The organism is Sphingobacterium sp. IITKGP-BTPF85 (assembly GCF_001006065.1).
Lineage (GTDB): Bacteria > Bacteroidota > Bacteroidia > Sphingobacteriales > Sphingobacteriaceae > Sphingobacterium > Sphingobacterium anhuiense.
This window is the reverse complement of sequence record NZ_ASZT02000002.1, coordinates 38,836-64,644: the sequence shown is the minus strand read 5'-3', so window position 1 is coordinate 64,644 and position 25,809 is coordinate 38,836. Positions and strand designations below refer to the sequence as shown.

At 34.7% G+C, this 25,809-nt stretch carries 28 protein-coding genes; 21 read left to right on the top strand and 7 right to left on the bottom strand.

What is annotated here, in order from left to right:
• Positions 1 to 9: 9 nt before the first annotated feature.
• Positions 10 to 2,286: an outer membrane beta-barrel protein gene (locus L950_RS00580; RefSeq protein ID WP_231576737.1), complete on the bottom strand. Its 2,277-nt coding sequence runs from the start codon at positions 2,284 to 2,286 to the stop codon at positions 10 to 12.
• Positions 2,283 to 2,729, bottom strand: a complete 447-nt coding sequence (locus L950_RS31395; RefSeq protein ID WP_231576736.1) for a carboxypeptidase-like regulatory domain-containing protein — start codon at positions 2,727 to 2,729, stop codon at positions 2,283 to 2,285. The genes L950_RS00580 and L950_RS31395 overlap by 4 nt, the downstream gene beginning before the upstream one ends.
• A gap of 200 nt (positions 2,730 to 2,929) precedes the next feature.
• Here L950_RS31395 and L950_RS00575 point away from each other — a divergent pair, with 200 nt between their 5' ends.
• The 14 genes from L950_RS00575 (at position 2,930) to L950_RS31370 (ending at position 14,200) form a co-directional block, all read left to right on the top strand.
• Complete coding sequence (locus L950_RS00575; protein WP_021188825.1) at positions 2,930 to 4,300, top strand: dipeptidase; 1,371 nt, start codon at positions 2,930 to 2,932, stop codon at positions 4,298 to 4,300.
• 240 nt (positions 4,301 to 4,540) lie between these two features.
• Positions 4,541 to 4,867: a lysophospholipid acyltransferase family protein gene (locus L950_RS31390; protein ID WP_231576735.1), complete on the top strand. Its 327-nt coding sequence runs from the start codon at positions 4,541 to 4,543 to the stop codon at positions 4,865 to 4,867.
• On the top strand, positions 4,815 to 5,000 hold the full coding sequence (locus tag L950_RS36960) for a 1-acyl-sn-glycerol-3-phosphate acyltransferase (RefSeq protein WP_231576734.1): 186 nt from the start codon (positions 4,815 to 4,817) through the stop codon (positions 4,998 to 5,000). The genes L950_RS31390 and L950_RS36960 overlap by 53 nt, the downstream gene beginning before the upstream one ends.
• A gap of 169 nt (positions 5,001 to 5,169) precedes the next feature.
• Positions 5,170 to 5,928, top strand: a complete 759-nt coding sequence (locus L950_RS00565; protein ID WP_021188823.1) for an ABC transporter ATP-binding protein — start codon at positions 5,170 to 5,172, stop codon at positions 5,926 to 5,928.
• Between the two features lie 144 nt (positions 5,929 to 6,072).
• Positions 6,073 to 6,294: a DUF2795 domain-containing protein gene (locus tag L950_RS00560; RefSeq protein WP_021188822.1), complete on the top strand. Its 222-nt coding sequence runs from the start codon at positions 6,073 to 6,075 to the stop codon at positions 6,292 to 6,294.
• A 76-nt stretch (positions 6,295 to 6,370) separates the two neighbouring features.
• Positions 6,371 to 6,835, top strand: a complete 465-nt coding sequence (locus L950_RS00555) for a hypothetical protein (RefSeq protein ID WP_021188821.1) — start codon at positions 6,371 to 6,373, stop codon at positions 6,833 to 6,835.
• A 208-nt stretch (positions 6,836 to 7,043) separates the two neighbouring features.
• Positions 7,044 to 8,033, top strand: coding sequence for an anthranilate phosphoribosyltransferase (gene trpD / locus L950_RS00550; protein ID WP_021188820.1), 990 nt, complete (start codon positions 7,044 to 7,046; stop codon positions 8,031 to 8,033).
• A gap of 1 nt (position 8,034) precedes the next feature.
• Positions 8,035 to 8,670 (top strand): phosphoribosylanthranilate isomerase, encoded by a 636-nt coding sequence (locus L950_RS00545; RefSeq protein ID WP_031287606.1) that lies wholly within the window; start codon positions 8,035 to 8,037, stop codon positions 8,668 to 8,670.
• Positions 8,651 to 9,835 carry a tryptophan synthase subunit beta gene (gene trpB, locus L950_RS00540; protein WP_021188818.1) on the top strand — a complete coding sequence of 395 codons (1,185 nt, stop codon included), beginning with the start codon at positions 8,651 to 8,653 and terminating at the stop codon, positions 9,833 to 9,835. The genes L950_RS00545 and trpB overlap by 20 nt, the downstream gene beginning before the upstream one ends.
• A 3-nt stretch (positions 9,836 to 9,838) precedes the next feature.
• On the top strand, positions 9,839 to 10,600 hold the full coding sequence (gene trpA / locus L950_RS00535; protein WP_021188817.1) for a tryptophan synthase subunit alpha: 762 nt from the start codon (positions 9,839 to 9,841) through the stop codon (positions 10,598 to 10,600).
• Between the two features lie 127 nt (positions 10,601 to 10,727).
• Positions 10,728 to 11,171, top strand: a complete 444-nt coding sequence (locus L950_RS00530; protein ID WP_021188816.1) for a hypothetical protein — start codon at positions 10,728 to 10,730, stop codon at positions 11,169 to 11,171.
• Between the two features lie 97 nt (positions 11,172 to 11,268).
• Positions 11,269 to 12,528, top strand: coding sequence for a cation transporter (locus L950_RS31380; protein WP_021188815.1), 1,260 nt, complete (start codon positions 11,269 to 11,271; stop codon positions 12,526 to 12,528).
• 83 nt (positions 12,529 to 12,611) lie between these two features.
• Entirely contained in the window at positions 12,612 to 13,328 is a 717-nt protein-coding gene (locus L950_RS31375; RefSeq protein WP_021188814.1) for a hypothetical protein, read from the top strand.
• Positions 13,329 to 13,351: 23 nt separating this feature from the next.
• Positions 13,352 to 14,200, top strand: a complete 849-nt coding sequence (locus tag L950_RS31370) for a TonB-dependent receptor plug domain-containing protein (protein ID WP_021188813.1) — start codon at positions 13,352 to 13,354, stop codon at positions 14,198 to 14,200.
• Between the two features lie 34 nt (positions 14,201 to 14,234).
• Here the strand turns inward: L950_RS31370 and L950_RS00520 are convergent, their stop codons facing one another.
• From L950_RS00520 to floA, 5 genes are all read right to left on the bottom strand, one after another.
• Complete coding sequence (locus L950_RS00520; RefSeq protein WP_046791951.1) at positions 14,235 to 14,753, bottom strand: Maf family nucleotide pyrophosphatase; 519 nt, start codon at positions 14,751 to 14,753, stop codon at positions 14,235 to 14,237.
• A gap of 62 nt (positions 14,754 to 14,815) precedes the next feature.
• Positions 14,816 to 14,989, bottom strand: a complete 174-nt coding sequence (locus L950_RS36120; protein WP_316930482.1) for a hypothetical protein — start codon at positions 14,987 to 14,989, stop codon at positions 14,816 to 14,818.
• 76 nt (positions 14,990 to 15,065) lie between these two features.
• Positions 15,066 to 15,332: a hypothetical protein gene (locus L950_RS36115; RefSeq protein WP_316930481.1), complete on the bottom strand. Its 267-nt coding sequence runs from the start codon at positions 15,330 to 15,332 to the stop codon at positions 15,066 to 15,068.
• 485 nt (positions 15,333 to 15,817) lie between these two features.
• A complete protein-coding gene (locus L950_RS00510; RefSeq protein WP_021188811.1) occupies positions 15,818 to 17,119 on the bottom strand; it encodes a DUF3472 domain-containing protein in 1,302 nt (433 codons plus the stop codon).
• Between the two features lie 142 nt (positions 17,120 to 17,261).
• Positions 17,262 to 18,251, bottom strand: a complete 990-nt coding sequence (gene floA, locus L950_RS00505; RefSeq protein ID WP_021188810.1) for a flotillin-like protein FloA — start codon at positions 18,249 to 18,251, stop codon at positions 17,262 to 17,264.
• 364 nt (positions 18,252 to 18,615) lie between these two features.
• Here floA and L950_RS00500 point away from each other — a divergent pair, with 364 nt between their 5' ends.
• The 7 genes from L950_RS00500 to L950_RS00480 all read left to right on the top strand — a co-directional run bounded on the left by L950_RS00500 (position 18,616) and on the right by L950_RS00480 (position 25,765).
• A complete protein-coding gene (locus tag L950_RS00500) occupies positions 18,616 to 21,585 on the top strand; it encodes a response regulator (protein ID WP_021188809.1) in 2,970 nt (989 codons plus the stop codon).
• Between the two features lie 134 nt (positions 21,586 to 21,719).
• Positions 21,720 to 22,055 (top strand): response regulator, encoded by a 336-nt coding sequence (locus tag L950_RS31365; protein WP_021188808.1) that lies wholly within the window; start codon positions 21,720 to 21,722, stop codon positions 22,053 to 22,055.
• 12 nt (positions 22,056 to 22,067) lie between these two features.
• Positions 22,068 to 22,652, top strand: coding sequence for a CheR family methyltransferase (locus L950_RS00495; RefSeq protein ID WP_316930480.1), 585 nt, complete (start codon positions 22,068 to 22,070; stop codon positions 22,650 to 22,652).
• Positions 22,628 to 22,876 (top strand): CheR family methyltransferase, encoded by a 249-nt coding sequence (locus L950_RS36110; RefSeq protein WP_316930485.1) that lies wholly within the window; start codon positions 22,628 to 22,630, stop codon positions 22,874 to 22,876. The genes L950_RS00495 and L950_RS36110 overlap by 25 nt, the downstream gene beginning before the upstream one ends.
• A gap of 129 nt (positions 22,877 to 23,005) precedes the next feature.
• Positions 23,006 to 23,581, top strand: a complete 576-nt coding sequence (locus tag L950_RS00490; RefSeq protein WP_021188807.1) for a chemotaxis protein CheB — start codon at positions 23,006 to 23,008, stop codon at positions 23,579 to 23,581.
• The gene (locus tag L950_RS00485) at positions 23,581 to 25,185 is read left to right on the top strand and encodes a response regulator (protein ID WP_021188806.1); all 1,605 of its coding nucleotides are present in this window, start codon (positions 23,581 to 23,583) and stop codon (positions 25,183 to 25,185) included. The genes L950_RS00490 and L950_RS00485 overlap by 1 nt, the downstream gene beginning before the upstream one ends.
• A gap of 43 nt (positions 25,186 to 25,228) precedes the next feature.
• The gene (locus L950_RS00480) at positions 25,229 to 25,765 is read left to right on the top strand and encodes a plastocyanin/azurin family copper-binding protein (RefSeq protein WP_021188805.1); all 537 of its coding nucleotides are present in this window, start codon (positions 25,229 to 25,231) and stop codon (positions 25,763 to 25,765) included.
• Positions 25,766 to 25,809 lie beyond the last annotated feature (44 nt).

The following is a 25,809-nucleotide window of genomic DNA, read 5'->3' as shown; positions in this document are numbered from 1 at the left end:
TGTTTCATCTTATAAAAACATTTTTGTAAAATCCCATGATAGCTTTAACATATAGTAACGTCTGATCGTATCATATCTTCTTTGCGTAAATACAGAGCTTGAGGCCGATCTGCTAAAGCCTTTATTTTGATTCAGAACATCATTAACTGTAAAATCTAAAATCAAAGATTCATTTTTCAAGAATTTCTTACTAACTCCTGGATGAAGTAAAAATTGATCAAACTTCTGGTCAAACGCTTTCGTTGCTGCCTCGTAAGTATAATCGTAGTTGGTATATACCTTAAGTGTTTTTGTAAAAAAGTATTCTACACTTCCAGAGGAACCGAATACAAAACCATTACTGTTTGTATTTTGCTGTAAGTTAGACTCCATAACACGGTATTGTGGACTTAGATTAATATTAAAGTTTAGCCCGGTTTTTGTATCACGAGTCAACGTGTAAGTAAAATTATAATTGGTTGTATTTACTTTATTCAGTTCACCATTGAAGAAATTATAATTTTCCGATGTTGACAATGATAATTGTGGCGAGTTACTCAATCCCAATTTTTTATTCAACTTAAAGTAATAACCGGACCAAAAATTAGCAGACAGATTAGTTTTTCCTATTATATTATTCCATTCGTAGGTATTTATACCATTAGCAGTAGTGATGTTCTGTGAAATAGGATCTTTTACAACATTTACGTTCCCTCCTACATATGCATAACTTCCTGTCAATAACTTAAATGTATTATAACCTAAGTTTATATTATGACTAAAAGATGGTTTCAAATTCTCATTCCCAATATAGCGATTCAATTGATCTGAGTTATCAAGTATCGGCTGGATTTGATTTAAAGCAGGTAGTTGATTACGTCCATTGTAATTAAACCACAACTGCTTACTTTTAGTAAATGAATAACCACCACCTAATGACGGATTATAAGTGAAGAAGTTTCTGGAAAACTGTTCTTTCGTATCGTTATTCCGTTGCTCTAAATCATCATTATTGAAACTATTCGTAAAATTTAATCTTAACTTTTCCGTTGTATAACCGAATGCCAGTTTATAATTACTGCTTGTTCTATTGAAATCATAATTATTACTAAAATCAGGATCTAGCACATCATATTTTCCAGATCCTTTATTAAAAGATTCCACCAAAGAAGAACTTTTATTACTTTCGATTCCACCACCAATTGACATATTTAAGACTTTAGACAATGGTTCTGTATAGGTTAAAGATGCACGACTTGTCGTTACATTTTGTTCCCTCTTTTTCCGCTGATCTGTAGTGTCAGTACTAACCTTATATTTACTTACTGTTGAAAAAAGTGTTCCTTCTCCAGTAGTTTCATCTTTCCTTGTCTCTCCACTAAATGTCAATGATCTTCCTTTTTTCTTAAATTTATGAGTAAACAACGCACTTAAATTAAATGCTTTAACCTTATTGTCCGCAACTTCTCTTGTATTTTCATTTGTTACTGTATCCAATTTTTCAGAAAATTGGTACGCTTCGCGCTTATTATCAGACCAAAGGTTCTTTTGCGATGCTCCTCCACGAATTGTCAATGTATTTAAGGAGTCAAAGTTAAGATCGTATTTCCAATTGACACGATGCTGATCATTTTCCGTATCTACTGTCTTTACAGTACGGCTGTTGATAAGACCACTCATCAAAGTTTCATCTTGACCATCACTACTGATACGACCATATTTATAGTTGATATTGACGTTATGCTTGTTTTTATCAAATTTGTCTGAAAAGTTAATGCCTGAATTAATTGCTCTTGGGACACCAATTACACCTTGGCCAGAGAATGGGTCGGTAAAACTTGACCAAGACATCGATCCATCGTCACCATAACTTACTCCGGAATCGCCCCCATATTTCTCTGCATCTTGCCAATTCATCGACGTAGTACCATTGTTACCAAATAGACCATAAGCTGATATTTTTTGCGAACCTTTAAACTTATTAACCATCAGTTGCCCCATGTAGTATTTATCTGTTCCACCACCTACTAGCGCTTTACCAAACATACCATTTTTGGCTCCATCTTTTAATTTAACATTAATCGTTTGCTCTCGTTGACCATCATCCACTCCTGTACGTTCTGCTTGTTCTGATTTCTTTTCGTAGACCTGCACTTTATCAACCATGTCTGAACGTATGTTACGTGTCACTAATGTCGGATCATCGCCAAAGAATTCTTCACCGTCTACTAAAACCTTTTTCACAGTTTTACCTTGTGCAGTAATCTTTCCCGATGCATCAACCGTAATACCCGGCAATACTTTCAATAAATCTTCAACTTTAGCATTTTTTCCACTTTAAAGCTACCTGCATCATATTCTGTAGTATCTCCTTTAATAGTGATCGGAATGCGTCCTGTTACGATAACTTCTTGTAAAAGTTGCGCTGTACTTGTCAAACCAACCTTTAATGCTGAATAATCTTGATTTGGTAAAATTTCGGTATAATAGTCTCCATATTTGGGATAACTTACAATAAGTACTGCCTCACTTTGTACGGGTGTATTTAACGAAAAATTACCATTTTCATCAGATCTGGTAAAATCTAAAAGAATAGAGTCTTTGGCACTCAAGAGCATGACCGTTGCATTTGACAACTTCTGCTGATCTTTGGCATCACTAATTTTACCTTGAATTTTACTCTGAGCAAAGCAAAAGCTCACAAGCATCGGTAATAGCAACAACAAATGGAAAATCGTTTTTCTTTTCATCTAAAAACTATAATTATCACTTTGGTTAATAAAACTGCACAAATATATTGCATAGTTACCCCTATTAGATAGGCTTTCAATAGAAATGTTACAACTTTTTATAACTTTTTTTTAAATCCTTTAATTATGCCTCTAAAACCATAATTACCAAGGTGAAATTATAATGTTTTACCTATTTTTGTTTTAAATACATTCATACTATGCAAACTATACAAGAATATGTTGAGGCGAACAAACAACGATTTTTAGATGAGTTGTTTGATTTATTACGTCTTCCGTCAGTAAGTGCTGATCCAAAATTTAAAGGTGATATCGAAAAAACGGCAGAATTTGTAGCACAAAAGTTAAAGGAAGCTGGCGCAGATCATGTAGAAATCTGTCAAACAGCGGGTAATCCGATTGTATATGGAGAAAAAATTATCGATCCTGCTTTACCGACGGTATTAACCTATGGACATTATGATGTGCAACCTGCTGATCCATATGAATTGTGGGATACGCCACCGTTTGAGCCAACAGTACGTGATGGTAAAATTTACGCGCGTGGTTCTGCAGATGATAAGGGACAATTCTATATGCATGTAAAAGCATTTGAATATATGATGAAAAATAATGCACTTGCGTGCAATATTAAATTCATGATCGAGGGAGAAGAAGAAGTTGGTTCTGCTAACCTTGGAACTTTTGTAAAAGAAAATAAAGAAAAATTAAAAGCTGACGTAATTGTTATTTCTGACACATCGATGATCAGTCTGGAAACTCCATCTTTAGAAACTGGATTAAGAGGATTATCTTATGTTGAAGTTGAAGTAACTGGTCCAAATAGAGATTTACACTCTGGTGTTTACGGGGGCGCAGTTGCAAACCCAGCTACAATCTTAGCAAAATTAATTGCATCTCTACATGATGAGAACAATCATATTGCCATTCCAGGATTTTACGATGATGTCGTCGAACTATCTCAGGAAGAACGCGATGAACTTAATAAAGCGCCATTCGAAATCGAAGCATATAAAAAAGATTTAGGTGTTCAAGAGCTATGGGGAGAAGAAGGATATTCAACAATTGAACGTACAGGTACTCGTCCGACTTTAGAAGTGAACGGTATTTGGGGAGGTTATATTGGTGAAGGTGCAAAAACTGTACTTCCTTCAAAAGCATATGCCAAGATTTCGATGCGATTAGTTCCAAATCAAAATTCACAGCGCATTACAGACTTATTTAAAAAACATTTCGAAGCAATTGCGCCCAAAAATGTACAAGTCGAAGTTAAACCGCATCATGGTGGCGAACCGGTTGTAACTCCAACTGATAGTGTCGCTTACAAAGCTGCTGAGAAAGCATTAACGGACACATTTGGGGTAAAACCTATCCCAACCCGCGGCGGAGGTTCAATTCCTATTGTAGCCTTATTTGAGGAAGTTTTAGGCTTAAAAACTGTCCTTCTTGGTTTCGGATTAAATAGTGACAACCTACATTCTCCGAACGAGAAATATGGTATTGAAAATTATCTTAAAGGTATTTCAACTATTCCTTTGTTTCATAAATATTATGCTGCATTAAGTAAATAACTACCTGCACAAAATACAGAAAGGGGTTCGCTAATTTGAACCCCTTTTTTATTATGTTGCTCTCCTTACGAAAAGCTATCTTGTATAAAAATATTATTGAATGATTAAAATTCTGAAGAAACTGCATCGCTATTTTTATTTTGCCAGTGTTTTTATTGTATTCTGTTGTCTTTTTCCCATCATATGGCTATATGCAAGAAATGCATCCAAAAACTATAATCAAATCGCGTATCTCAGGAGATGGATGAGCCTCATCGGTTCATATGGTGCCGGTATTTTTACCGCGTAAAGTTTGAAGAAAAAATTGACTGGTCCAAACCTTATATCCTCTGTGCCAACCATACTTCCGTTCTAGACATCACGGCGATGACTTTTATATCCCAGAAAGCTATTAGTTTTATTGGAAAAGCAGAGTTATTGAAAAACCCCGTAACACGCATATTTTTTAAAACAATTGATATCCCTGTAGATCGTAAGAGCAGAATGGCTTCTTTCAGATCTTTTAAAAAGGCTAATGAAATGCTTAAGGAGGGAAAATCTCTTGCCATTTCCGGAAGGAAAAATTGATGAGCAGTATCCACCTACTATACATCCTTTTAAATCTGGTGCATTTCGTCTGGCAATTGAGAATAATATTCCAATAATCCGATTGTCATTGAAAATGCCTGGGAAATTTTATGGGATGACGGTCATAAATTAGGATCGCATCCAGGCATCGTAAAAGTGCAAGTATTTGCTCCGATTAATACAGATAATTATGATGAACAAAATGCTGCTGACTTAGAAAATTACGTTTACAATAAAATGCTTTCACATTGGAAATTGCAGAATAAATTGTAATTTGAGCACCAAATTTAAACAAGTTTGCTATGGCTTCCGCAACATTAATTGAAATTCAAGAGATCGCTCGACAATATACAATAGGAACAGAGACTATTCATGCGTTAAAATCTGTTTCTTTAAATATAAAGAAAGGTGAATTTGTAGCTTTAATGGGTCCATCTGGATCTGGAAAGTCAACATTAATGAATATTTTAGGTTGCTTAGACACTCCTAATTATGGTGATTATATTTTAAATGGCATCAATGTCAGTGATATGACAGATGATGAACTGGCTGAAGTTCGGAATAAGGAGATTGGATTTGTTTTTCAAACATTCAACCTTTTACCCAAAAGCACAGCATTGGAAAATGTTGCACTTCCATTAATTTATGCAGGGATTAAGCAAAGTGTACGGGAGGAAAAAGCAACACAGGCTTTAAATAGTGTCGGATTAGGAAATCGTGTTGATCATCGTCCGAATGAGTTATCAGGTGGTCAACGCCAACGTGTAGCAGTTGCCCGTGCATTGATAAACAATCCATCCATTATTCTTGCGGATGAACCTACAGGAAATCTTGACACAAAGACTTCTATCGAAATCATGGGGCTTTTAGAAGAAATCCATTCTAAGGGAAATACCATCATATTGGTAACTCACGAGGAAGATATTGCACAGCATGCACATCGAATCGTCCGCATGAGAGATGGACTTATAGAAGCTGATTATCCAAATACAGATATCAAATCCGTTTCTCCAAGACTATCAGCATTAGAAGAAAAAGGTGATGATTTTGAAAATATTTAGAAAGATGAGCACAACGCTAGTGTATTTTTTCAAACTGAATATCAACCACTTAAATTGATAATAAAAAAATAAATGACAAATAACTTGCTAAAGACAAATTAAATTATATTTTTGCGAAAATTGAAAACTTAATCTGTTTTTATTATGTATTGGACATTAGAGTTAGCTTCACATTTAGAAGATGCCCCTTGGCCGGCAACAAAAGATGAATTAATCGACTATGGTATTCGTTCTGGTGCTCCTGTTGAAGTAATCGAAAATTTACAAGATTTAGAAGACGACGGTGAGCCTTACGAGAATATAGAAGAAATTTGGCCAGATTATCCTACAAAGGATGATTTCTTCTTTAACGAAGACGAGTATTAATAAATGCTTACATTGAATTGTAAGGCATTTTTTATACGATTTAATCCTTTTCACTAAATAGCAGTCTTATCACTATATGATAACATATCTTAAAAGTGCATGTATACTTTTGGCATTTCTGGTTCCCAATATTAATTTTGCACAGGAAAACAGAGTTCCTGATTCCAATTTGGTTATTGTGAAAAAATTTGTCACTGCTCTTAATGACCCCAATATTGCTACAGATGTGATCTTAAGTCAGCACATCATCATCAACAAAAAGCTTACGGATGAATATTTTGAATATCTCGAAGCAAGTCTAAACGAAGTCCGTCTCAATATACAGATGAAAGATATTAGTCAAATTCAGTATCTCAACTATCATCAGCTTCCTAAAAAGGAAACTAGGGATATCGACTTAGAAGGAAAAAATGCGTCGAACATTTACTTTCTTAAAATAAAAGACAGGCTAATTGTATCCCTTTATCTTGAAGCAGACAAAATTGCATCCTTTACTTTAGTCTCAAAAGGAAATAATTTAGCACATTTTGTCACATATTAAAATTATTCACTAAATCACTTGCTTTTTTTAAAATAATCAACCATATTTGCTATTACAATAAAGAAATGAATATAAACGTATTAAATAAGTCTTGGTGGTGGCATAACAGTTAAACTGTTGTGGCAAAGAACTATTGCTTAGATTTATCTATACATCAAAATAGTAGGCTTGCCTTTTTAGGTAAGCCTTTTTTTATTTTAATAATACCATGAAAAAAATATTAGCGCATTTATTTGAATATAAATCATTCAGCAGAAAAGAGGCTTATGATATCCTCATCAATATCACAGAGGGCAAATATGATAGCCATCAGATCGCTGCATTCATGACAGCTTACGGCATGCGAAGTATCCGTGTGGAAGAACTTGGTGGATTTAGAGATGCGATGTACGATCTATGTCTTCAGCTTGACTTCAGCGGTTATGATTTAATCGATTTATGTGGTACAGGTGGAGATGGAAAAAACACTTTCAACATTTCTACATTAGCATCTTTTGTTGTAGCTGGAGCAGGTTATCATGTCGCTAAACATGGTAATATCGGCGTCTCATCGGGCTGTGGTTCTTCCAATGTTATGGAATATTTGGGCTATCAATTTACAAACGATAAAGGCGAGCTAAACAGACAACTGGATGAGGCTAACATTTGCTTCTTACATGCCCCTTTATTTCATCCTGCGATGAAGACGGTAGCACCTATTCGAAAAGCGTTGGCCGTTAAAACATTCTTTAACATGCTAGGCCCTTTGACAAATCCTGCGAATCCAAAATTTCAATCCGTAGGTGTTTTTAGTCTAGAGCTTGCAAGATTGTATGGATACCTCTATCAAGATTCAGTAAAACAATATTCGATTATACATGCACTGGATGGATACGATGAGATATCACTTACAGGTGATTTCAAAGTTATAACCAATGCTGGAGAAAAATACTACAGTATTCCTGAACTTGGCTTTGATATTGTTGCACCAGCTTCTTTAGCTAGTGGGGAAACAATCAATGAAGCGGCAGACACATTTTTGAAAATTATTAGCAATGATGGCAATGACATTCAAAATAACGTAGTACTTACAAATGCTGCCTTTGCTATCAATACATTTGATCCGCAAAAAACATTTGCAGCTTGTTTGGCCGAAGCAGAAGAATCACTTAAAAGCGGAAAAGCATTCAATAGTTTCAAAAAACTTATAAATAAATAACATGAGCTTAAAAATTAAAGTTTGTGGCATGAAAGATCTGGATAATATGTTAGATCTCATTAAATTACCGATCGATTATATGGGTTTGATTTTCTATGAAAAATCAAAACGATATGTCAGTGCTTTGGATGCCCATTTTATAAAGGCAATCCCAGGAATAAAAAAAATAGGTGTTTTTGTAAATGCCAGCGAGCAGGAAATTCTACAAATCAGTGATTACGGATTAGCCGGAATTCAGTTACATGGTCATGAGGATCCTGATTTTTGTCTTAGGTTAAAATCTAAAGATATTCTTGTCATCAAATCTTTTGGCATTGACGAAAACTTTGATTGGCAATCTCTCAACGCATACGAATCGGTTGCTGATTATTTTTTATTTGACACTAAGACTAGTAACCATGGTGGTTCGGGAATACACTTTGACTGGGATTTATTGAGGAACTACCCATTAGAGAAACCCTATTTTTTAAGTGGTGGTTTAAGTGCTGAAAATATAAGAGAGGCAAGCCAGATTTCCGATCCTCGTTTATACGGTCTCGATTTAAATTCAAAATTTGAATTTAAGTCAGGAATAAAAAATGTAGAATTATTAGAACAGACATTGAAAAACATGAATTATGAGCAAGTACCAGGTTAATGAAAAAGGATATTATGGTCAATTTGGAGGTGCTTACATTCCAGAAATGCTATACCCTAATGTAGAAGAACTACGTCAAAAATATTTAGATATTATTCAAGAACCCAGTTTTCAGGAAGAGTTTAATCAACTTCTAAGAGATTATGTCGGTAGACCATCACCTTTATACTATGCAGGCCGTCTATCCGAGAAATATGGGAGTAATATATATTTAAAAAGAGAAGATCTAAATCATACAGGTGCTCATAAAATAAACAATACAATTGGTCAAATCTTACTTGCACAGCGACTAGGAAAGAAAAGGATCATAGCTGAAACGGGAGCTGGGCAACACGGTGTTGCTACTGCTACTGTATGTGCATTAAAAGGATTAGAATGTGTGGTCTACATGGGCGCCATCGATATTGAGCGCCAAGCACCAAATGTTGCCAGAATGAAGATGATGGGAGCACAAGTAGTACCAGCACAATCGGGAAGCAAAACTTTAAAAGATGCTACTAACGAAGCTTTACGAGATTGGATAAACAATCCCGTTGACACACATTATATCATTGGTTCTGTAGTAGGGCCTCACCCCTACCCAGATATGGTTGCTCGTTTTCAGTCTATCATATCTGAAGAAACAAAAAAACAGCTCTTAGAAAAAACAGGCAAATCCAATCCTGACTATGCAATAGCATGTGTAGGTGGAGGATCGAATGCTGCAGGTATGTTTTATCACTTTGTAGATGAAGAATCAGTAAAGCTGATTGCTGTAGAAGCTGCTGGATTGGGTGTTGATTCTGGCGAGTCTGCCGCAACAACGGCACTTGGAAAAGAAGGTGTATTACATGGGAGCCGATCATTGCTGATGCAGACTCCAGATGGACAGGTTATAGAACCATACTCCATATCTGCGGGATTAGACTATCCTGGAATTGGTCCACAGCACGCCTGGTTATTTAAATCCGGACGCGGCAATTATGTGAGCGTGACGGATAAAGAGGCAATGGAAGCAGGATTGTTGCTCACAAGACTGGAAGGAATTATTCCTGCTATTGAAAGTGCTCATGCTTTAGCATACCTAGAAAAAATGGATTTAAAACCAGATGATACTGTGGTCATCTGTCTGTCAGGACGCGGAGATAAGGATCTGGACAATTACATGAAATATTTTGGCTTTTAAACGATGAGAAAAATAAAAAAAACAGGGGATCAAGGTCTCTTATCGATATATTATACTGCTGGTTACCCAACACTTGATAGCACAGTAACTATTGCCAAAAAGCTGGAGGAATCAGGTGCTGATTTTTTAGAAATCGGTTTCCCTTATTCAGATCCTGTTGCCGATGGCCCCACTATTCAACATAGCTCCGAGGTTGCTTTAAAGAATGGCATGACAGTAGAAATTCTTTTTGAACAATTGAAAGAGTTACGTAAGCATGTGACCATTCCCGTGTTTTTAATGGGTTATGTAAACCCTTTATTACAATATGGTGTGGAACGCTTTTGTGCTGACTGCAAAAAGGTGGGTATTGACGGAATAATTGTACCGGACTTACCGATGTATGAATATGAAGAACTTTATAAAGATACATTTGAAAAGAATGACGTTGCCAATATTTTTATAGTGACCCCACAGACTTCAGAAGAACGTATTAGAAAGATTGATAAACTTTCCAATAGCTTTATCTACTTGCTCTCCTCTAATGCAACTACAGGGACAGAACTGAATGTAGGAGACACAACAACAGCTTACTTTCAGCGAATAAAAGATATGCAGCTTGAAAATCCAATTGCAATCGGATTTGGCATTTCAAATAAACAATCTTTTGAACAAGCTACATCGTTTGCCACAGGAGCTATTATAGGTACAGCATTTATGAAACTACTAACGAAGGACAATTACTTAGATGAAATTCCTAATTTTATTAAATCAATAAAAGGTTAAAACAAAAAATAGTCCTTGCTCCATCAAGGACTATTTTTATAAACTTCTACTAACTGAACAAAAATTGTAGCAATAATATGACAACAAGAATGCTTAAGAGAGCAAGTTGTTTATTAGCTTTGTCGAAATGAAACAGTTGATCATACTTATCTTGATTTTTCACTATTCCCTTACGGCGACTAGTGCAACTGTGTACTTTCATTTTTGTCATGGAGAAACGCAATCCATCTCCCTCAATAAAGACGAGGCCTCACATGCAGAATGTGCATTATGCAAAAAAAATGATGCCTGCCATAAAACTCCTGTTTCGGAAGAGCATAAATCAACTGAAGATAATAAATGTAAAAATGTTTCTGTCGATTTAAAAAACGTCGACGACAATCATTTTTCATCGGATAGTGCAAAGGTTTATCCGGTTATCAGTCCAGCCATTCTGGTATTAAACTGGATTATTATAAATCAAAACTACTTTGAAAACATTGCCAATTCCAAATGTGTTTTCGCGTCAAATAAACCGATATCGGCAACTGATATTTCTCCTTATTTGATAAACTGTAACTTCAGAATCTGATTATTAAATTTTTTAATAGGTCTTTTAAAGACAACCAAGGTCACACTTTAGCGATAAAAGCTGAAGTATACTACTATTTCAAAATTTTAAAAAAATCATGAAACAAATATTAAAATACGCACTTATACCCCTATTTATTTTTCTTGCAAATACTTCGCTGAAAGCCACTTCTTATATTGCTAAACAAGACAGTACGGTCACATTACATGTCGCTGGAAACTGCGGTATGTGTAAAAAACGTATTGAAAAAGCAGCCAATCTTCCGGGTGTGTCGAACGCCGTGTGGAGTGAAGATACCCAGAAGCTGTCCTTAACATATAGTGCTAAAAAATCAACATTAGAAACGATTAAAAAAAGCATTGCGGCTGTTGGACATGATGTTGAGAATGTACGAGGAAACGATAAAGCATATGCCGAATTACATGAATGCTGCTTATATCCTAGATTAGAAAAAGTTCAAGCTTCGCCATTAACAGTTAGTGCTACCACAAACAATAGTAGTGCTACAACAACCGTTTCTGTTGATAGCACAACCACTATGCATGTAGCAGGAAACTGTGCTTTATGTAAAAAAAGAATCGAAACTGCGGCAACTATTAATGGTGTTACATCAGCAATCTGGGATGTGAACACAAAAGAGCTGGTAGTAAAACATAATCATCAAAAAGCACCTTTAGAAGAAATAAAAAAGAGCATTGCTGCCGTTGGACACGATGTAGACAATGTACGTGCCGATGATCATGTATATGAACAATTACATGAATGTTGTTTATATCCGAGAATGGAAAACGGTAAAATTACGGATGTAAAAGCAAAGAAAGATGATCATCATGATCACAACCACATTTTAACGGGCGTAGTTGTTGAAGAAAATGAAAAAGGAGACCTCAATCCAATCACAGGTGTTAATATCCATTGGTTAGAAGATAAAAGCAAAAATGCAAGAACAAATGAAAATGGTGTTTTCAAATTACAGCATCATGGAAATTTTAAGAAGATCGTTGTGAGTTTTGCAGGTATGCAATCGGATACGATTACTATAAAAGACTTGCATGAAGTATTGATGATAAACGCAAAAAGCAATGTCTTATCTGAGGTGGTAGTAACAGGAAGCAGAAGATCAAACTTCATCAATCGAATGAATCCTGCACGTGTAGAGGTATTAACAACTAAAGAACTATTTAAAGCTGCATGTTGTGATTTAAGTGAAAGTTTCGAAACAAATGCTTCTGTTGATGTCGTAAGTAATGATGCTGTAACAGGTTCTAAACAGATTCAAATGCTAGGATTAAGCGGTATATATACACAGCTTACTGTAGAGAACTTACCTGGCCCTAGAGGCTTAGCAGCCCACTAGGTTTAAATTCGATATCTGGAAGCTGGATCGAATCTATTCAAATTGCAAAAGGCATTGGTTCTGTTGCAAATGGATATGAAAACATGGCTGGACAAATTAATGTTGAACTTAAAAAACCTCAAAATTCGGACAGACTTTATTTCAATGCCTATGCAAACAACATGGGAAGAACAGATGTAAACTTAAATTTAGCTCAAAAAATAAACAACAATTGGTCTACCGCTGTCCTGTTACATGATAATTTCATGTATAATAAAACAATGAATTTCAGTGATAACGGTTTTCGTGATATCCCTGTTGGAAACCTCTTTTCCGGAGTAAACCGTTGGAACTACGAAAACGGAAAAGGCTTCATGGCACAGTTTGGAATTAAATATTTAAATGATGACCGTACAGGTGGTCAAACAGATTTTAACAAAAAAACAGATAAAGGAACTACCAATAGATATGGTCTAGGTTTTGATATTGAAAGAATCGAAGGTTTTGCTAAAATCGGCTATGTATTTCCAGAAAACAGACACCGCAGTATAGGTCTACAACTTGCAGGTTCAAACTATAATCAAAAAAGTTATTTTGGTCTAAAAAATTATAATGGTGAACAACAGAATGGATATGCCAATTTGATATTTCAAGATGTTCTCGGAACTGTAGCTCACAAATACCGTGTGGGAGCTTCGGTAAATTATGATAACTATGATGAGTTATATCTGGATGTTCAGAATTTTAAGAGAAAAGAAACTGTTTCCGGTGCTTTTGTAGAATATACTTTCAGTCCAAATGAAAATTTGATGCCGTCGTAGGTTTAAGACAAGATTATAACTCATTGTACGGTTGGTTTACTACACCTCGTTTAAATTTACGCTATGCACCTTTTACAGGTAATACAATGCGTTTAAGTGCTGGTAGAGGGCAAAGAACGGCTAACATTATTGCCGAAAATATGTCTGCACTAGCAAGTAGCCGTACATTAATTATCAAATCTCCAGACAATTTTAAAAATGCTTACGGATTAGATCCTGAAGTTTCTTGGAATACTGGCTTTACAATTGATCAAAGTTTCAGATTGTTCAACAGAGAGGCAACTGCATCGGTTGAGTTATTTAGAAACAGTTTTGAAAATCAGGTCGTAGTTGACTATGAAAACCCTAGAGAAATATCTTTTTATAACTTAACAGGTAAATCATATTCAAATAGTCTTCAGGCAGAATTACGTTTCAATCCTCTTCCTCGTTTAGAAACAAGACTTGCATATCGTTTACTCGATGTTCAAACTGACTTTGAAAGTGGTAGAAAAAGTAAACCGCTATTGGCTAAGCACAGAGGTTTTACTAATCTAGCTTATACATTACCTTCATCAGGATGGAGCTTTGACTATACCTTAAATATTGTAGGAGATAAAAGAATACCTTCAACAATAGAAAACCCAGTTGCATATCAGGTAGCAACAAAATCAAATGCTTATGTAACGATGAATGCGCAGGTAAGTAAAGATTTTGGAAAAAATAAAAACTTCACAATTTATGTCGGTGGTGAAAACTTAACAAATTATTTCCAACATAATCCAATTTTAGGAGCAGATGATCCATTTGGATCTTACTTTGACACGTCTCTATTATGGGGACCATTAACGGGAAGAATGTTCTACACCGGTGTAAGATTTCATATCAACTAAAATAAAAAGGGAACCAAGTTAGCGGTTCCCTTTTTTATTTTAGTTTCTTTAGTTCCTGATAGAGTCGAGCTGTTGGCAATCCTACCACATTTGTATATTCTCCCTTGATACTTTTGATCCCGATACGACCTATCCACTCTTGTATTCCATAAGAGCCCGCTTTATCAAATGGCTCATATTTTTCAATATAAAAATTAATTTCATCATCACTAAGCGGATAAAATTCTACTTCAGTGGATTCCGAAAAAGTAATTAATTTTTCATCTTCCAGAATACAAACTGCAGTAATTACTTCGTGGATATCACCAGATAACATCTTTAACACGTGAAAAGCTTCCGCTTTACTTTTGGGTTTTCCTAATATTTTTTGATCAGAGGTAACAACAATAGTATCTGCAGTAATGATTACAGCCCCTTCAAAATCATTAAGAAAAGCCTCAGCTTTTTTTGTCGCAATGGCCTTCACTACCGCTATAGGTTTTAGAAGTTCATCGACAACTTCATCCGTCTCGCGGACCACCACTTCAAACTTCAAACCCAATTCACTTAACAATTGGCTTCTTCGCGGCGATTGAGAGCCAGTATTATTTGTCTATTCTCTAAATTTATCATTACTTATATACTTTTGACTGTTGTATCCATTTGCCATTTACCCTGAATTTTTAATACTTTTTCCATGACATCTCGTACAGCCCCATCACCACCAATTTTTGGAGAAATATAATGGCAAATTCCTTTAATTTCCTCAATAGCATCAGCAGGACATGTGGCTAGACCAGCCAGTTTCATACAGTCAAGTCTGGCATATCATCTCCCATATAAAGGATATCTTCAAAATTCAGGCTCAGTGAAGCCAGGACTTCATTCAGCTTTCCAATCTTATCGGAGATCCTGAATGAATTTCTTGAACACCTAACCCCTTTAGTCTTTTAACAACACCAGTAGAATTTCCACCTGTAATAATGATGATTGGATAACCCCGCTTAACAGCTAACTGCATGATATAACCATCCTTAATATTAAAGGTGCGCAACTGTTCACCAGCCTCATTGACCAGCACACGTCCATCAGTCAACACACCATCCACGTCCAATACAAAAGCTTTCACTTTTTTAAGATTATCAAAAATCATAGCTGTTTTCTTTCAAAAATAAGTAATATATAATTCGAAATACAATACAAAATAATACAAAATTTACAGCTATTAAGACAACTTATTATTACAAATAGACAAAAAATCATATTAATGTCACAACACATATTGTGGAGACAACTTTAATTCAAAAACATTTGGAATAAATAGGTTTTTTGATGTATCTTTGTAGGAGATAATTAAGGTTATCTATGTGCAGGGGAATAATGATGAATGACATCAAGAAATATTTGAAATGACATTCACATAACATATTATCAAATGTTTATCATTAATTTTGCTGTATCAAATCACTACTTAAAAACAGTGATTATTAAAAATGTCTTTTCATAATTTAGGTTTATAATTGGTTAGTAACAAACCCTGGTGCCCATCACCAGGGTTTTGTTTTTTAAACAACTAGCAAGACAAAAAAATAGCTGCAAATAAACTATTTACAGCTATAATTCCTTAAAGAAACGTTATTATCTTGGAAGTGATTTGAAATCAATATTAGGCTTCACTCCTGTTGCTTTTCTAATAAATTTACTACCAAACGGAACATACTTATTAAAGAACCCAAAATTCTTTAAATAAAACCCTTTCTCATTTACGCCGCCGGCATAGTCCATACGATAACCTTTACGGCCAGTATTATCAATGGTAAATCTACCTTCAGTACATTCATACCAGTCCCCTTTGTCATCGGCTACCCATTGATTTGAAAACTGTACCTCCCGTTGATAAATACCTTGATCAGGGTTAAAATTTTCTAAGAAAGAATGAAAGCCTGTTAAATATTGATTCGTCTGAGGACGTTCAAATTCGGCTATAATTTGCCATTTACCTACTTCAGGCGCATAAAACCAAGCAGTATAAGCAGTATAATTATTTGCAATAGGTCTACCTCGCAATAAGAATTTATAAGTACTTCCGGCTTTCCAATTAAATTTCAAATAGCTTTGTCCACCAGAGCCTTCGTTTCCGAATTCGCCGGTATGAACAGTTTGACCTTTTGTTTTCAAAATTATCTTATGGTCATCAGGAATTTCTTTAGGATCATCTGTTGTAAAAGGACTCCATACGGAGAATAAGACACGACGTTCTGTACTGCTATTTACCTGCATACCAAAATATCCTACATTAAAACCATTGGACATAAAATAAGATCCTTCCACATCACTACCCTTTGGAACAGTAACTTCGTTATAATAATATTCTATATTCTTATCTTTCGGTTGTTGATATCCCATGTGGGTCGACGGCCCTCGTCTACCCCAGTAGAAGAAATTATCTTCATTATCTTTAACATAGTTCATTTGACCATCGGAAGCTGTTCCTTTCAAAACGTAACCACCTATTGTCGGATACAATGAAGCTGTAGTTTTTGCTTTTAATTCAATTGCGTGATATCCGGTATCCGCAATACTAAAATCAGCAACATTGATCAGTCCTTTTTGATTCGGTTCTATTGTTACATCAACGCTTTTACCAGCGAATGTAAAAGTGAATTTCCCACCAGCATTGGCTTCAAGTACCTGAACGGAAAGATTTACCTGACCAGTTTTACCAAAGCGAACAAATGTTTTTACTGTCCGTTTATTGTCTTTCCAATTTTCAATCTTTCCATTCTTTACAATAGATTCTCTATGATTGCTATTCGGATACTCCCAACTATTACCTCCAATAGGGACAAAATTCTCTTTTCCCGATGTCAAAGACTGTGCGTAAGCTAGCGTCAGATTCAAAGAAAGGTAGAGAAATAATAACTTTTTTATTGATTTCATGTTTATAATAATTAATTATAGCACTAAATATAATGATAGGAATAGGAATATAGAACAGTCCAAAATATTTAAAAAAAACAACCGATTGCATTTTAACTGCAATCGGTTGTTGATTCGTATAAAAAATCTGTTACATCAGCTTTTAATCTTTCTGCTGTCCTCTGGTATCATGTCCAGGTTTGGAAATAGAAGTTCGCATGTCTGTATCTGCCTGTATATTTTGCATCTTATAATAATCCATTACACCCAAATTTCCATTTCTAAAAGCTTCCGCCATAGCTAATGGCAACTGTGCTTCGGCCTCAATAACTTTCGCTCTTGCTTCCTGTGCCTTGGCACGCATCTCTTGTTCACTTGCAACAGCCATTGCTCTACGCTCTTCTGCTCTTGCATTAGCAACTTTCAAATCAGCTTCAGCTTGATCTGTCTGCAATTTTGCTCCTACGTTTTCACCGATATCTATATCTGCAATATCAATAGATAATATTTCAAATGCCGTACCGCTATCAAGTCCTTTTGAAAGAACAGTTTTAGAGATTCGATCTGGATTTTCTAAGACCTGCTTATGACTTTCCGACGAGCCTATCGTTGTTACGATACCTTCACCGACACGCGCTAAGATAGTTTCTTCGCCGGCACCACCAACTAATTGATTGATATTGGCGCGAACAGTAACTCGTGCTTTCGCTATTAATTGAATTCCATCTTTAGCAACAGCTGCCACTGGAGGTGTATTAATAACTTGAGGATTTACTGATAACTGCACAGCATCAAATACATCACGACCTGCCAAATCAATAGCTGTAGCAAGCTTGAAACTCAAAGGAATATTTGCCTTATCGGCGGATATTAAAGCTTTAATTACTCTATTAACATTTCCCCCCGCCAAATAATGGGTTTCAATTTCATTAGATGTGATGTTTAGTCCTGCTTTTGTTGAGATTATCATTGCGTTAGTGACCAAAGAAGGTGGCACTTTACGTAATCGCATCAAAACCAAGTTCAATAAACTAATTTTAACATTAGAAAGCTGTGCGGTAAACCAAAGATTTACAGGTAATAAATAAAGCAATAGAAACAAGGCTACAATACAGCCTATAATCATTAAAGCGAAAGAAAAATTTGGATCCATTTGATTAGATTAATTAAATAGTAATTGTCTTAAAGATATCAAATAATGATCAAACATGAGCCAAAACAATTTAAAAAGTGTAAATAAAGTAAAATCCAACCAAACTCAACTTCCAAATATTAACCTCAAAAACTACGAGTACTTCCTCATTTTTTTACTACTTTTACTTAGAACTAGCATTGATTTCTAATTTGCCACTTTTCCCTTAAAAATTATTGAAACACGCTAAAGAACAGCTTTCTTTGACGCATTTGAATGATAAAAAAGGAATCAAAAGAAATCAGAAAATTATTATGCTATTACTCTAATGTCAATTAGCGTATTATTTTAACGTGTTATCAAAAAATATTACTCTTATATCAAGATGAAAAAGCTACGTTTTCAACAACAACTCATCATTGGAATTATATTTTCATTTCTAATCATACTTTCGGCATCGTTATTATTTTTCATCCAATTGGATAAAAGTACGGCTCATGAACAAGACCTTATACAAAAAGCAGAAGCAAAGTTTGATCTCATCGATAATATCAAGAATAGTGTTGCCCGAGTAAATGATGCAAAACTTAAGTTTTATACAGAAAAAAATGCAAGTGTATTTGCACCCTATGCTGGTGAAATAACTGTGGTTCTTGAAACTATAAAAAACTTAAGCAAAAAGGACAGCTACTATACATTTGATGCTAACAAGCTAAATAATTTAAAAAATACCATTTTAGATTTCTATGACTTCGAGCGAGCCATCTCGTTAAGTAAGGAAAACAAATTTAAAGCGCTAAATGTAAACAATAAACGAGCTGATATTCAAAATCAGATTTCTATAATCTCCAAAGACTTAATCGATAAAAGAAAAGAATTAATTAAAAAATCAACAGATAGATTAGAAAATATCAGGTATTTAACTTACTTTTTAGTTTTTGTGGGTCTAGCGATCATGATCTATATATTCATCATTGTTCTTAATGTTTTTAAAACATTAAAAAAGAGTATAATTGATGAAAAGAAGTCCAATACAGCCCTTTTAAAATTAACCTCTAAAGTTGAACAAGACAACTCTATTTTAAATAACATCAACACTTTAGACCACAACCTTCGAGGCGATTTTAATGAAAAACAAATTGCAACGATAGGACTCGATAATATCTGTAAAACGACTTCCTCTCTTGCTGGTACAGTATATGTCAAAAAAGAAAATAGCACCCTTTTTTCCCTATTAGCAAATAAAGGAATCCCATTAGATGTCCCTATTAAAACTTTTATTTCAGAAGGAGATGGGATACTCAGTGATGTGATTAATAATCAAAAATTAACGATCATTCGCGATGTAAATGCAAACAAATATCAGATTGCGTCTTCGTTAATTGATCAATTTGAAACGAATCTCTATCTTATTCCGATCGTATATGAAGAACAATCTATTGGTATAATTGAATTAGTATGTCCAAAAGACAAAAAGAATGAAAATGAAAATATTGAATATTTACACCGCGTTAGCAAAATATTAGCTGTTAGTTTGAAAGTTGCGCAAGCGCATTCAAAGATGGCGGAACTCTATGAAGAATTACAGCAACAAACGGAAGAATTAGAAGCGCAACAGGAGGAACTGAGAACAACGAATGAGGAATTAAGTTATAAAACGAATTTGCTAGAAGCATCCGAAGAGGAATTGAGAGTACAGCAAGAGGAGCTCGTACAAACAAATAATGAACTGGATGAAAAAGCTAAGTTACTACAGGAGCAGAATAATGAATTAGAAAAAGCAAAAGATAACATTGCTTTAAAAATCAAAGAGGTTGAGTCAGCCTCTAATTACAAATCAGAATTCATGGCAAACATGAGCCATGAACTGCGTACGCCTTTAAATAGTATTTTAATATTAGCAAAATTATTACAAGATAATAAACTAGACAATCTAACTGGTGAACAAATCAAATATGCCAGTGTGATCCATAATGCCGGCACTGATTTACTTCATTTAATCAATGACTTACTTGATCTTGCTAAGATAGAATCGGGCAAAGTGGAACTGGCACAGGAGAACATTGACAACAAAGATCTCATCGATTATATCTTAAATTTCTTCAAGAATACTGCGGAAGACAAAGGAATCAATTTCAAGATAGCTCTTTCTCCAGATGTGCCTACTCATTTTTATTCGGATGAATATCGGATCCAGCAGATCTTGAAAAACTTACTATCAAATGCTTTCAAATTCACCAATCCTAATGGAAATGTAACACTTGATATTGGTATAACTAAGGGTGATGAACTTACTTTTAAAGTTATCGATTCTGGAATTGGCATTGCTGCTGATAAACAAAAACTCATATTCGAAGCTTTTAGACAAGAAGATGGTTCTACAAGCCGCAAGTATGGTGGAACTGGTTTAGGATTATCAATATGTAGAGAAACTGCAAAATTACTAGGTGGTCGAATCACATTATCGAGTGAAATCGGAGTCGGAAGTACCTTTATGTTTACATTGCCACTACGCACTGCGCCAGGTACCATTCAAACGCTTAAATCTAATGAGGAACATACTGAAAAAATAATCCCGTCCACTGAAACCGATGATTCAATACTGTTACCAGAAAATAAAGATATAATTCAAAACCCGGATGACCTGAATACCTTGTTGATTATTGAAGATGATTTGATTTTTGCAGAAATATTAAAGGATTATGCCGAAGCATATCATTACCGTGTCATACTTGCCCATGACGGAGAAGAAGGATTAGAAAAGGCAATGGCACTAAGACCAAAGGCGATTATTTTGGATATTATGCTTCCTAAAATTGATGGTTGGAATGTACTAAAAGTTTTAAAATCAAATCGGGAGACCTCCTCAATACCAGTACATATGATGTCTGCAGGGACGTATTTGGATAATGAACCAATCAATGCCGGAGCTATCGGATTTATGGCTAAGCCAGTTTCTGAAAAAACCCTTCAAAAGACATTTGAAAAAATTCAATCCATGCTTTCGAATGTTATGAAAAGAGTTTTACTTATTGAAGACCAAAAAGTACAAAGCGATTTTATCAAACATGGTCTAAAAGATGAAAAACTAACAGTAGATCAAGCCTATGACGCCAATAAAGCACTTGAATTATTGAAGAATAAAGCGAATAATTACGATTGTATTATTTTAGATTTAAATCTTCCAGATAAATCAGGGTTAGAATTACTAGACGAAATAAAATCCTTAGAGACATACAATGAAACTCCTATCATCATCAACACGGCGATGGAATTGACCTCTGAACAGACTACTAGAATTTTAAAACACTCACAAGCTATGGTTTTAAAATCTGCCAATCAAACGACAGATTAGTAGACGAAGTACGTCTTTTCCTGAATAAAATTGACCAGAAAACAGAAAATAAATCGAGGATAATTGATAAAGCAAATGATTTTCAACTTGAAAAAACATTAGAAAACAAAACAATTTTACTAGCAGATGATGATATGCGAAATATCTTTGCATTGACAAGTGCATTTGAAAGTTTAAATATTCATGTTGAAATTGCCAATAATGGTCAGGAAGCGCTTGATATTCTCAATTTAGAAAATAACATTGATCTGGTATTAATGGATATTATGATGCCCGTTATGGATGGATATGAAGCCATTGCCAATATCCGTAAAAATAAAAAGTATCAGGAGTTACCCATCATTGCCATAACAGCAAAAGCGATGAAAGGTGATAAAGAAAAAGCTATCGAAGCGGGTGCCAATGACTATGTCAGTAAGCCTATTGATATTGACAAATTAATTTCATTGATCCGTGTTTGGGTTAGTTAAATAGAATTAGATATGTTAGACTATTCCGAATTAGACGACGTTATAGAAATCATAAAAAATTTCCATGGATTAGATATCTCTGGATATTCAAAAGCATCTTTAAAAAGACGAGTTACCCGCATCATGGACATTAATAAACTGGATGTCGTTGGTCTTAAATCAAATCTGATCAATCAGGAAGGTTTTATACATTATTTCATCCCAGAAATGACGGTAAATGTTACAGAAATGTTTCGGGACCCCGACTTTTATTCATCTGTAACCACAAAACTATTCCCCTATCTGGAAACTTATCCACATATAAAAATATGGAGTGCCGGCTGTTCTACAGGCGAAGAAGTTTATTCCCTAGCTATTTTACTAAAAGAAGCTAATTTACTCAACAGATCGTTTATATATGGTACTGATATTAATTCGCAGGTTATAGAAAAAGCAAAAAAAGGTATTTACACCTTAACAAAGCTTAAGGAGTATTCCGAAAATTATATCAAAACAAAAACTGAACATTCTTTATCCGAGTATTATACCGCGATGTATGATGCAGCCACCATTCAGAATGATCTAAAAAAAATATACTATTTTCTATTCACAATTTAATTTCTGATGGTGTTTTTAATGAATTTCAATTAATTACATGTAGAAATGTATTAATCTACTTTGATCTTAAATTACAAGAAAAAGTACTTGATCTTTTTTATGATTCTTTGTGCAAATTAGGATTTCTATGCTTAGGATCAAAAGAATCCCTAATCAACTATAAGCACGCAAACCGATTCAAGTTAATTGATAAAAAAAACAATATCTATCAAAAAATAGCGTAAGAAATATCATATGGAATAAGCTATTTCGTAAGCGGGCGAGATCCAGTACATAACAAAGATTTCATTAACGCTATAAACGAGCTTAATAATAACACTAAAACGAACACGCATTAAAAAAATTAGCCGTATATGAATAAGGGCAATAAAATATTACTGTTGGGAGGATCTGCCGGAGGTTTTGGTGTGATTTTAAATCTATTAAAATCAATACCGAAGAACTTTCAGATTCCAATACTTGTAATCGTTCATCGTAACCCAAAATTTGAATCTAATTTTGAGCAAGTTTTAAAAAAAAACTATGCCCTACAAATTAAATCGGCTGAAGATAAAGAACAGATTCAAGGAGGAAAGGTTTATTTTGCGCCCCCTGGTTACCATTTATTGATAGAACCTGATTTCAAACTTGCATTAGATAATTCAGAACCCGTCCAATTTTCAAGGCCTTCGATTGATGTCACATTTGAATCAGCATCCGAAGTTTATAAAGAGAACTGTATCGCAATTTTGTTTTCGGGAGCGAATCAAGATGGTGCAAAAGGCTTATTAGCAATTAAAAATAGGGGCGGAATATGTATAGTACAACATCCAGATTCTGCAGAAGTTCCTACAATGCCTCAAGCAGCTATCGATTTACATGCTCAACATCATATTTATACAACAGAAGAAATTGTAAAGTACATTGATCATTTAAATGGACTAGTATAATGAAGAATATAAACTTATTAATAGTTGATGATAAAATTGAAAATCTCATTAGCCTTACAGCATTATTAAATGATATTGTAGGTATCAATATTATCAGTAGCCAAGATCCTAATGAAGCACTTCGCATCTGCTATAAACAAAACATTGATATTGCATTGGTTGATGTACAAATGCCAGACATTAATGGGTTCGAATTTGTGGAGCTTATCAAGCATAATCCGAAAACCAGCCACATTATTGCCATCATGGTTACGGCTATATCTAAAGAGGAAAAATATCTCATTCAAGGATTGAACAGTGGGGCTGTCGACTACCTTTATAAACCCCTAAGTCCTGAAATCACCATTGCTAAAGTAAAATCCTTTATTCAGCAGGTGCAAACTCAAAACGAGATTAAAGAAAAAAATCAGGCTTTAGAGAACTCCAAAGAAGAACTTATACGAGCAAAGGAAGAGGCAGAATTAGCCCGAAAATCCAAAGAAACTTTTCTAGCAAATATGAGTCATGAAATTAGAACACCAATCAATGGTGTGATGGGAATCGCTCAAATGTTAAAAAACTCACCGCTTTCACTTGAACAACAAGATTGGGTCAATAAGTTAAATAGTGCATCGCTCAATTTACTTAATATCGTAAATGATATTTTAGATCTTTCCAAATTTGATTCCGGAATGATGAAACTAGAAATTGAACCCACCTCCGTACATGATATAACAGACGACCTCAAAAATCTATTTGTACATAAAGCGATTCATCAAGGTCTAAATTTTTCTATTTATATCGATGAAAAAATAGATAGTTTTTTCTTAGCAGATCCATTGCGATTAAAACAAATTCTCACCAATTTCATATCAAATAGTTTCAAATTTACTGCAGAAGGCAGTATCACTTTAAATATCAATTTAATTGATAGCAATGTTTCAAAACTTCACCTACAATTTCAAGTTACCGACACTGGAATAGGTATACCGGAACATTCTTTGGAGAAAATCTTTTTTGCATTCGAACAGGGTGAGGATGGAATCACGAAAAAATTTGGAGGAACAGGTCTTGGTTTAGCAATTGTGAAAAAACTCTCCATATTGTTAGGAGGAAAAGTTACTGCTGTTAGTACTTATGGAAAAGGGAGTGAATTTACATTTGACTGTTGGTTTGACAGAACAAATGCAGTCACAAAGTCTAAACCTGAAAAAATACTATACTCAGAACTCAAAAGTTTCGATAATTTAAAAATTCTAGTGGCAGAAGACAATGAATTGAATAGTTTCATGCTTGCTAATATCCTCAGAACTTGGAACTGTGAAATTAAAACTGCTAATAATGGTAAAGCCGCGCTTGAAAAGGTAGAAAGTGAAGATTTTGACATTATTTTCATGGATTCACATATGCCTATTATGAGCGGTTTTGAGACTATCCGTAGAATCAGACAGCATGATAATCCAGCAATTTCGAATATTCTTATCATATCGATATCCGCATCTGTGCTTGAGGCAGAACAACAGGAAGCTCTTGATGCTGGAGCGAACAATGTGATTGGAAAACCTTTCGATCCAAACCACCTACATGAAATGATAGAAAAAATGTTACGCAAAAAATACAATTAAAAGCAATATTTTCCTTATTTTTAGTAAAAATATAATTAACATAATGAAAAAATTATTTGTTTTACCAGTTATTGCCTTAGCAGTAGCCTTTGCTTCTTGCGGTGGCGATTCAACGAAAAAAGAAACCAGTTCAACAACTGAACAAACAACTCCAGAGGTTGCTGAAACAGAAACAGAAAAAATCCCTGGAATTGAGAATGTAGAGCTTTCTAATACATTAGCTTTAGAAGGTAATGATGCAATGAAATATGATAAAAACCTATTCCGCGTAAAAGCTGGAGAGAGCGTTGAGTTAAATTTTAAGAATGCTGGTACTATGCCTAAAGAATCTATGGGGCATAATGTTGTCATTTTAAAACCAGGAACTGACCTAGCGACATTTGGCGCTGAAGCAGCTGGTGCTCAAGCAGATGAATATGTACCTAAATCAGCACTTTCTTCTGTAATTGCACATACAAAATTATTAGGTCCAGGTGAAACAGATAAAATCACCTTCACTTTAGAAAAAGGAACTTATGATTTCATCTGTAGCTTTCCAGGACATTACGGTGTAATGCAAGGAAAGATTGTTGCAGAATAATCATTCAGAAATATTTCAATGAGGCATTCCTTAAATAGGGATGC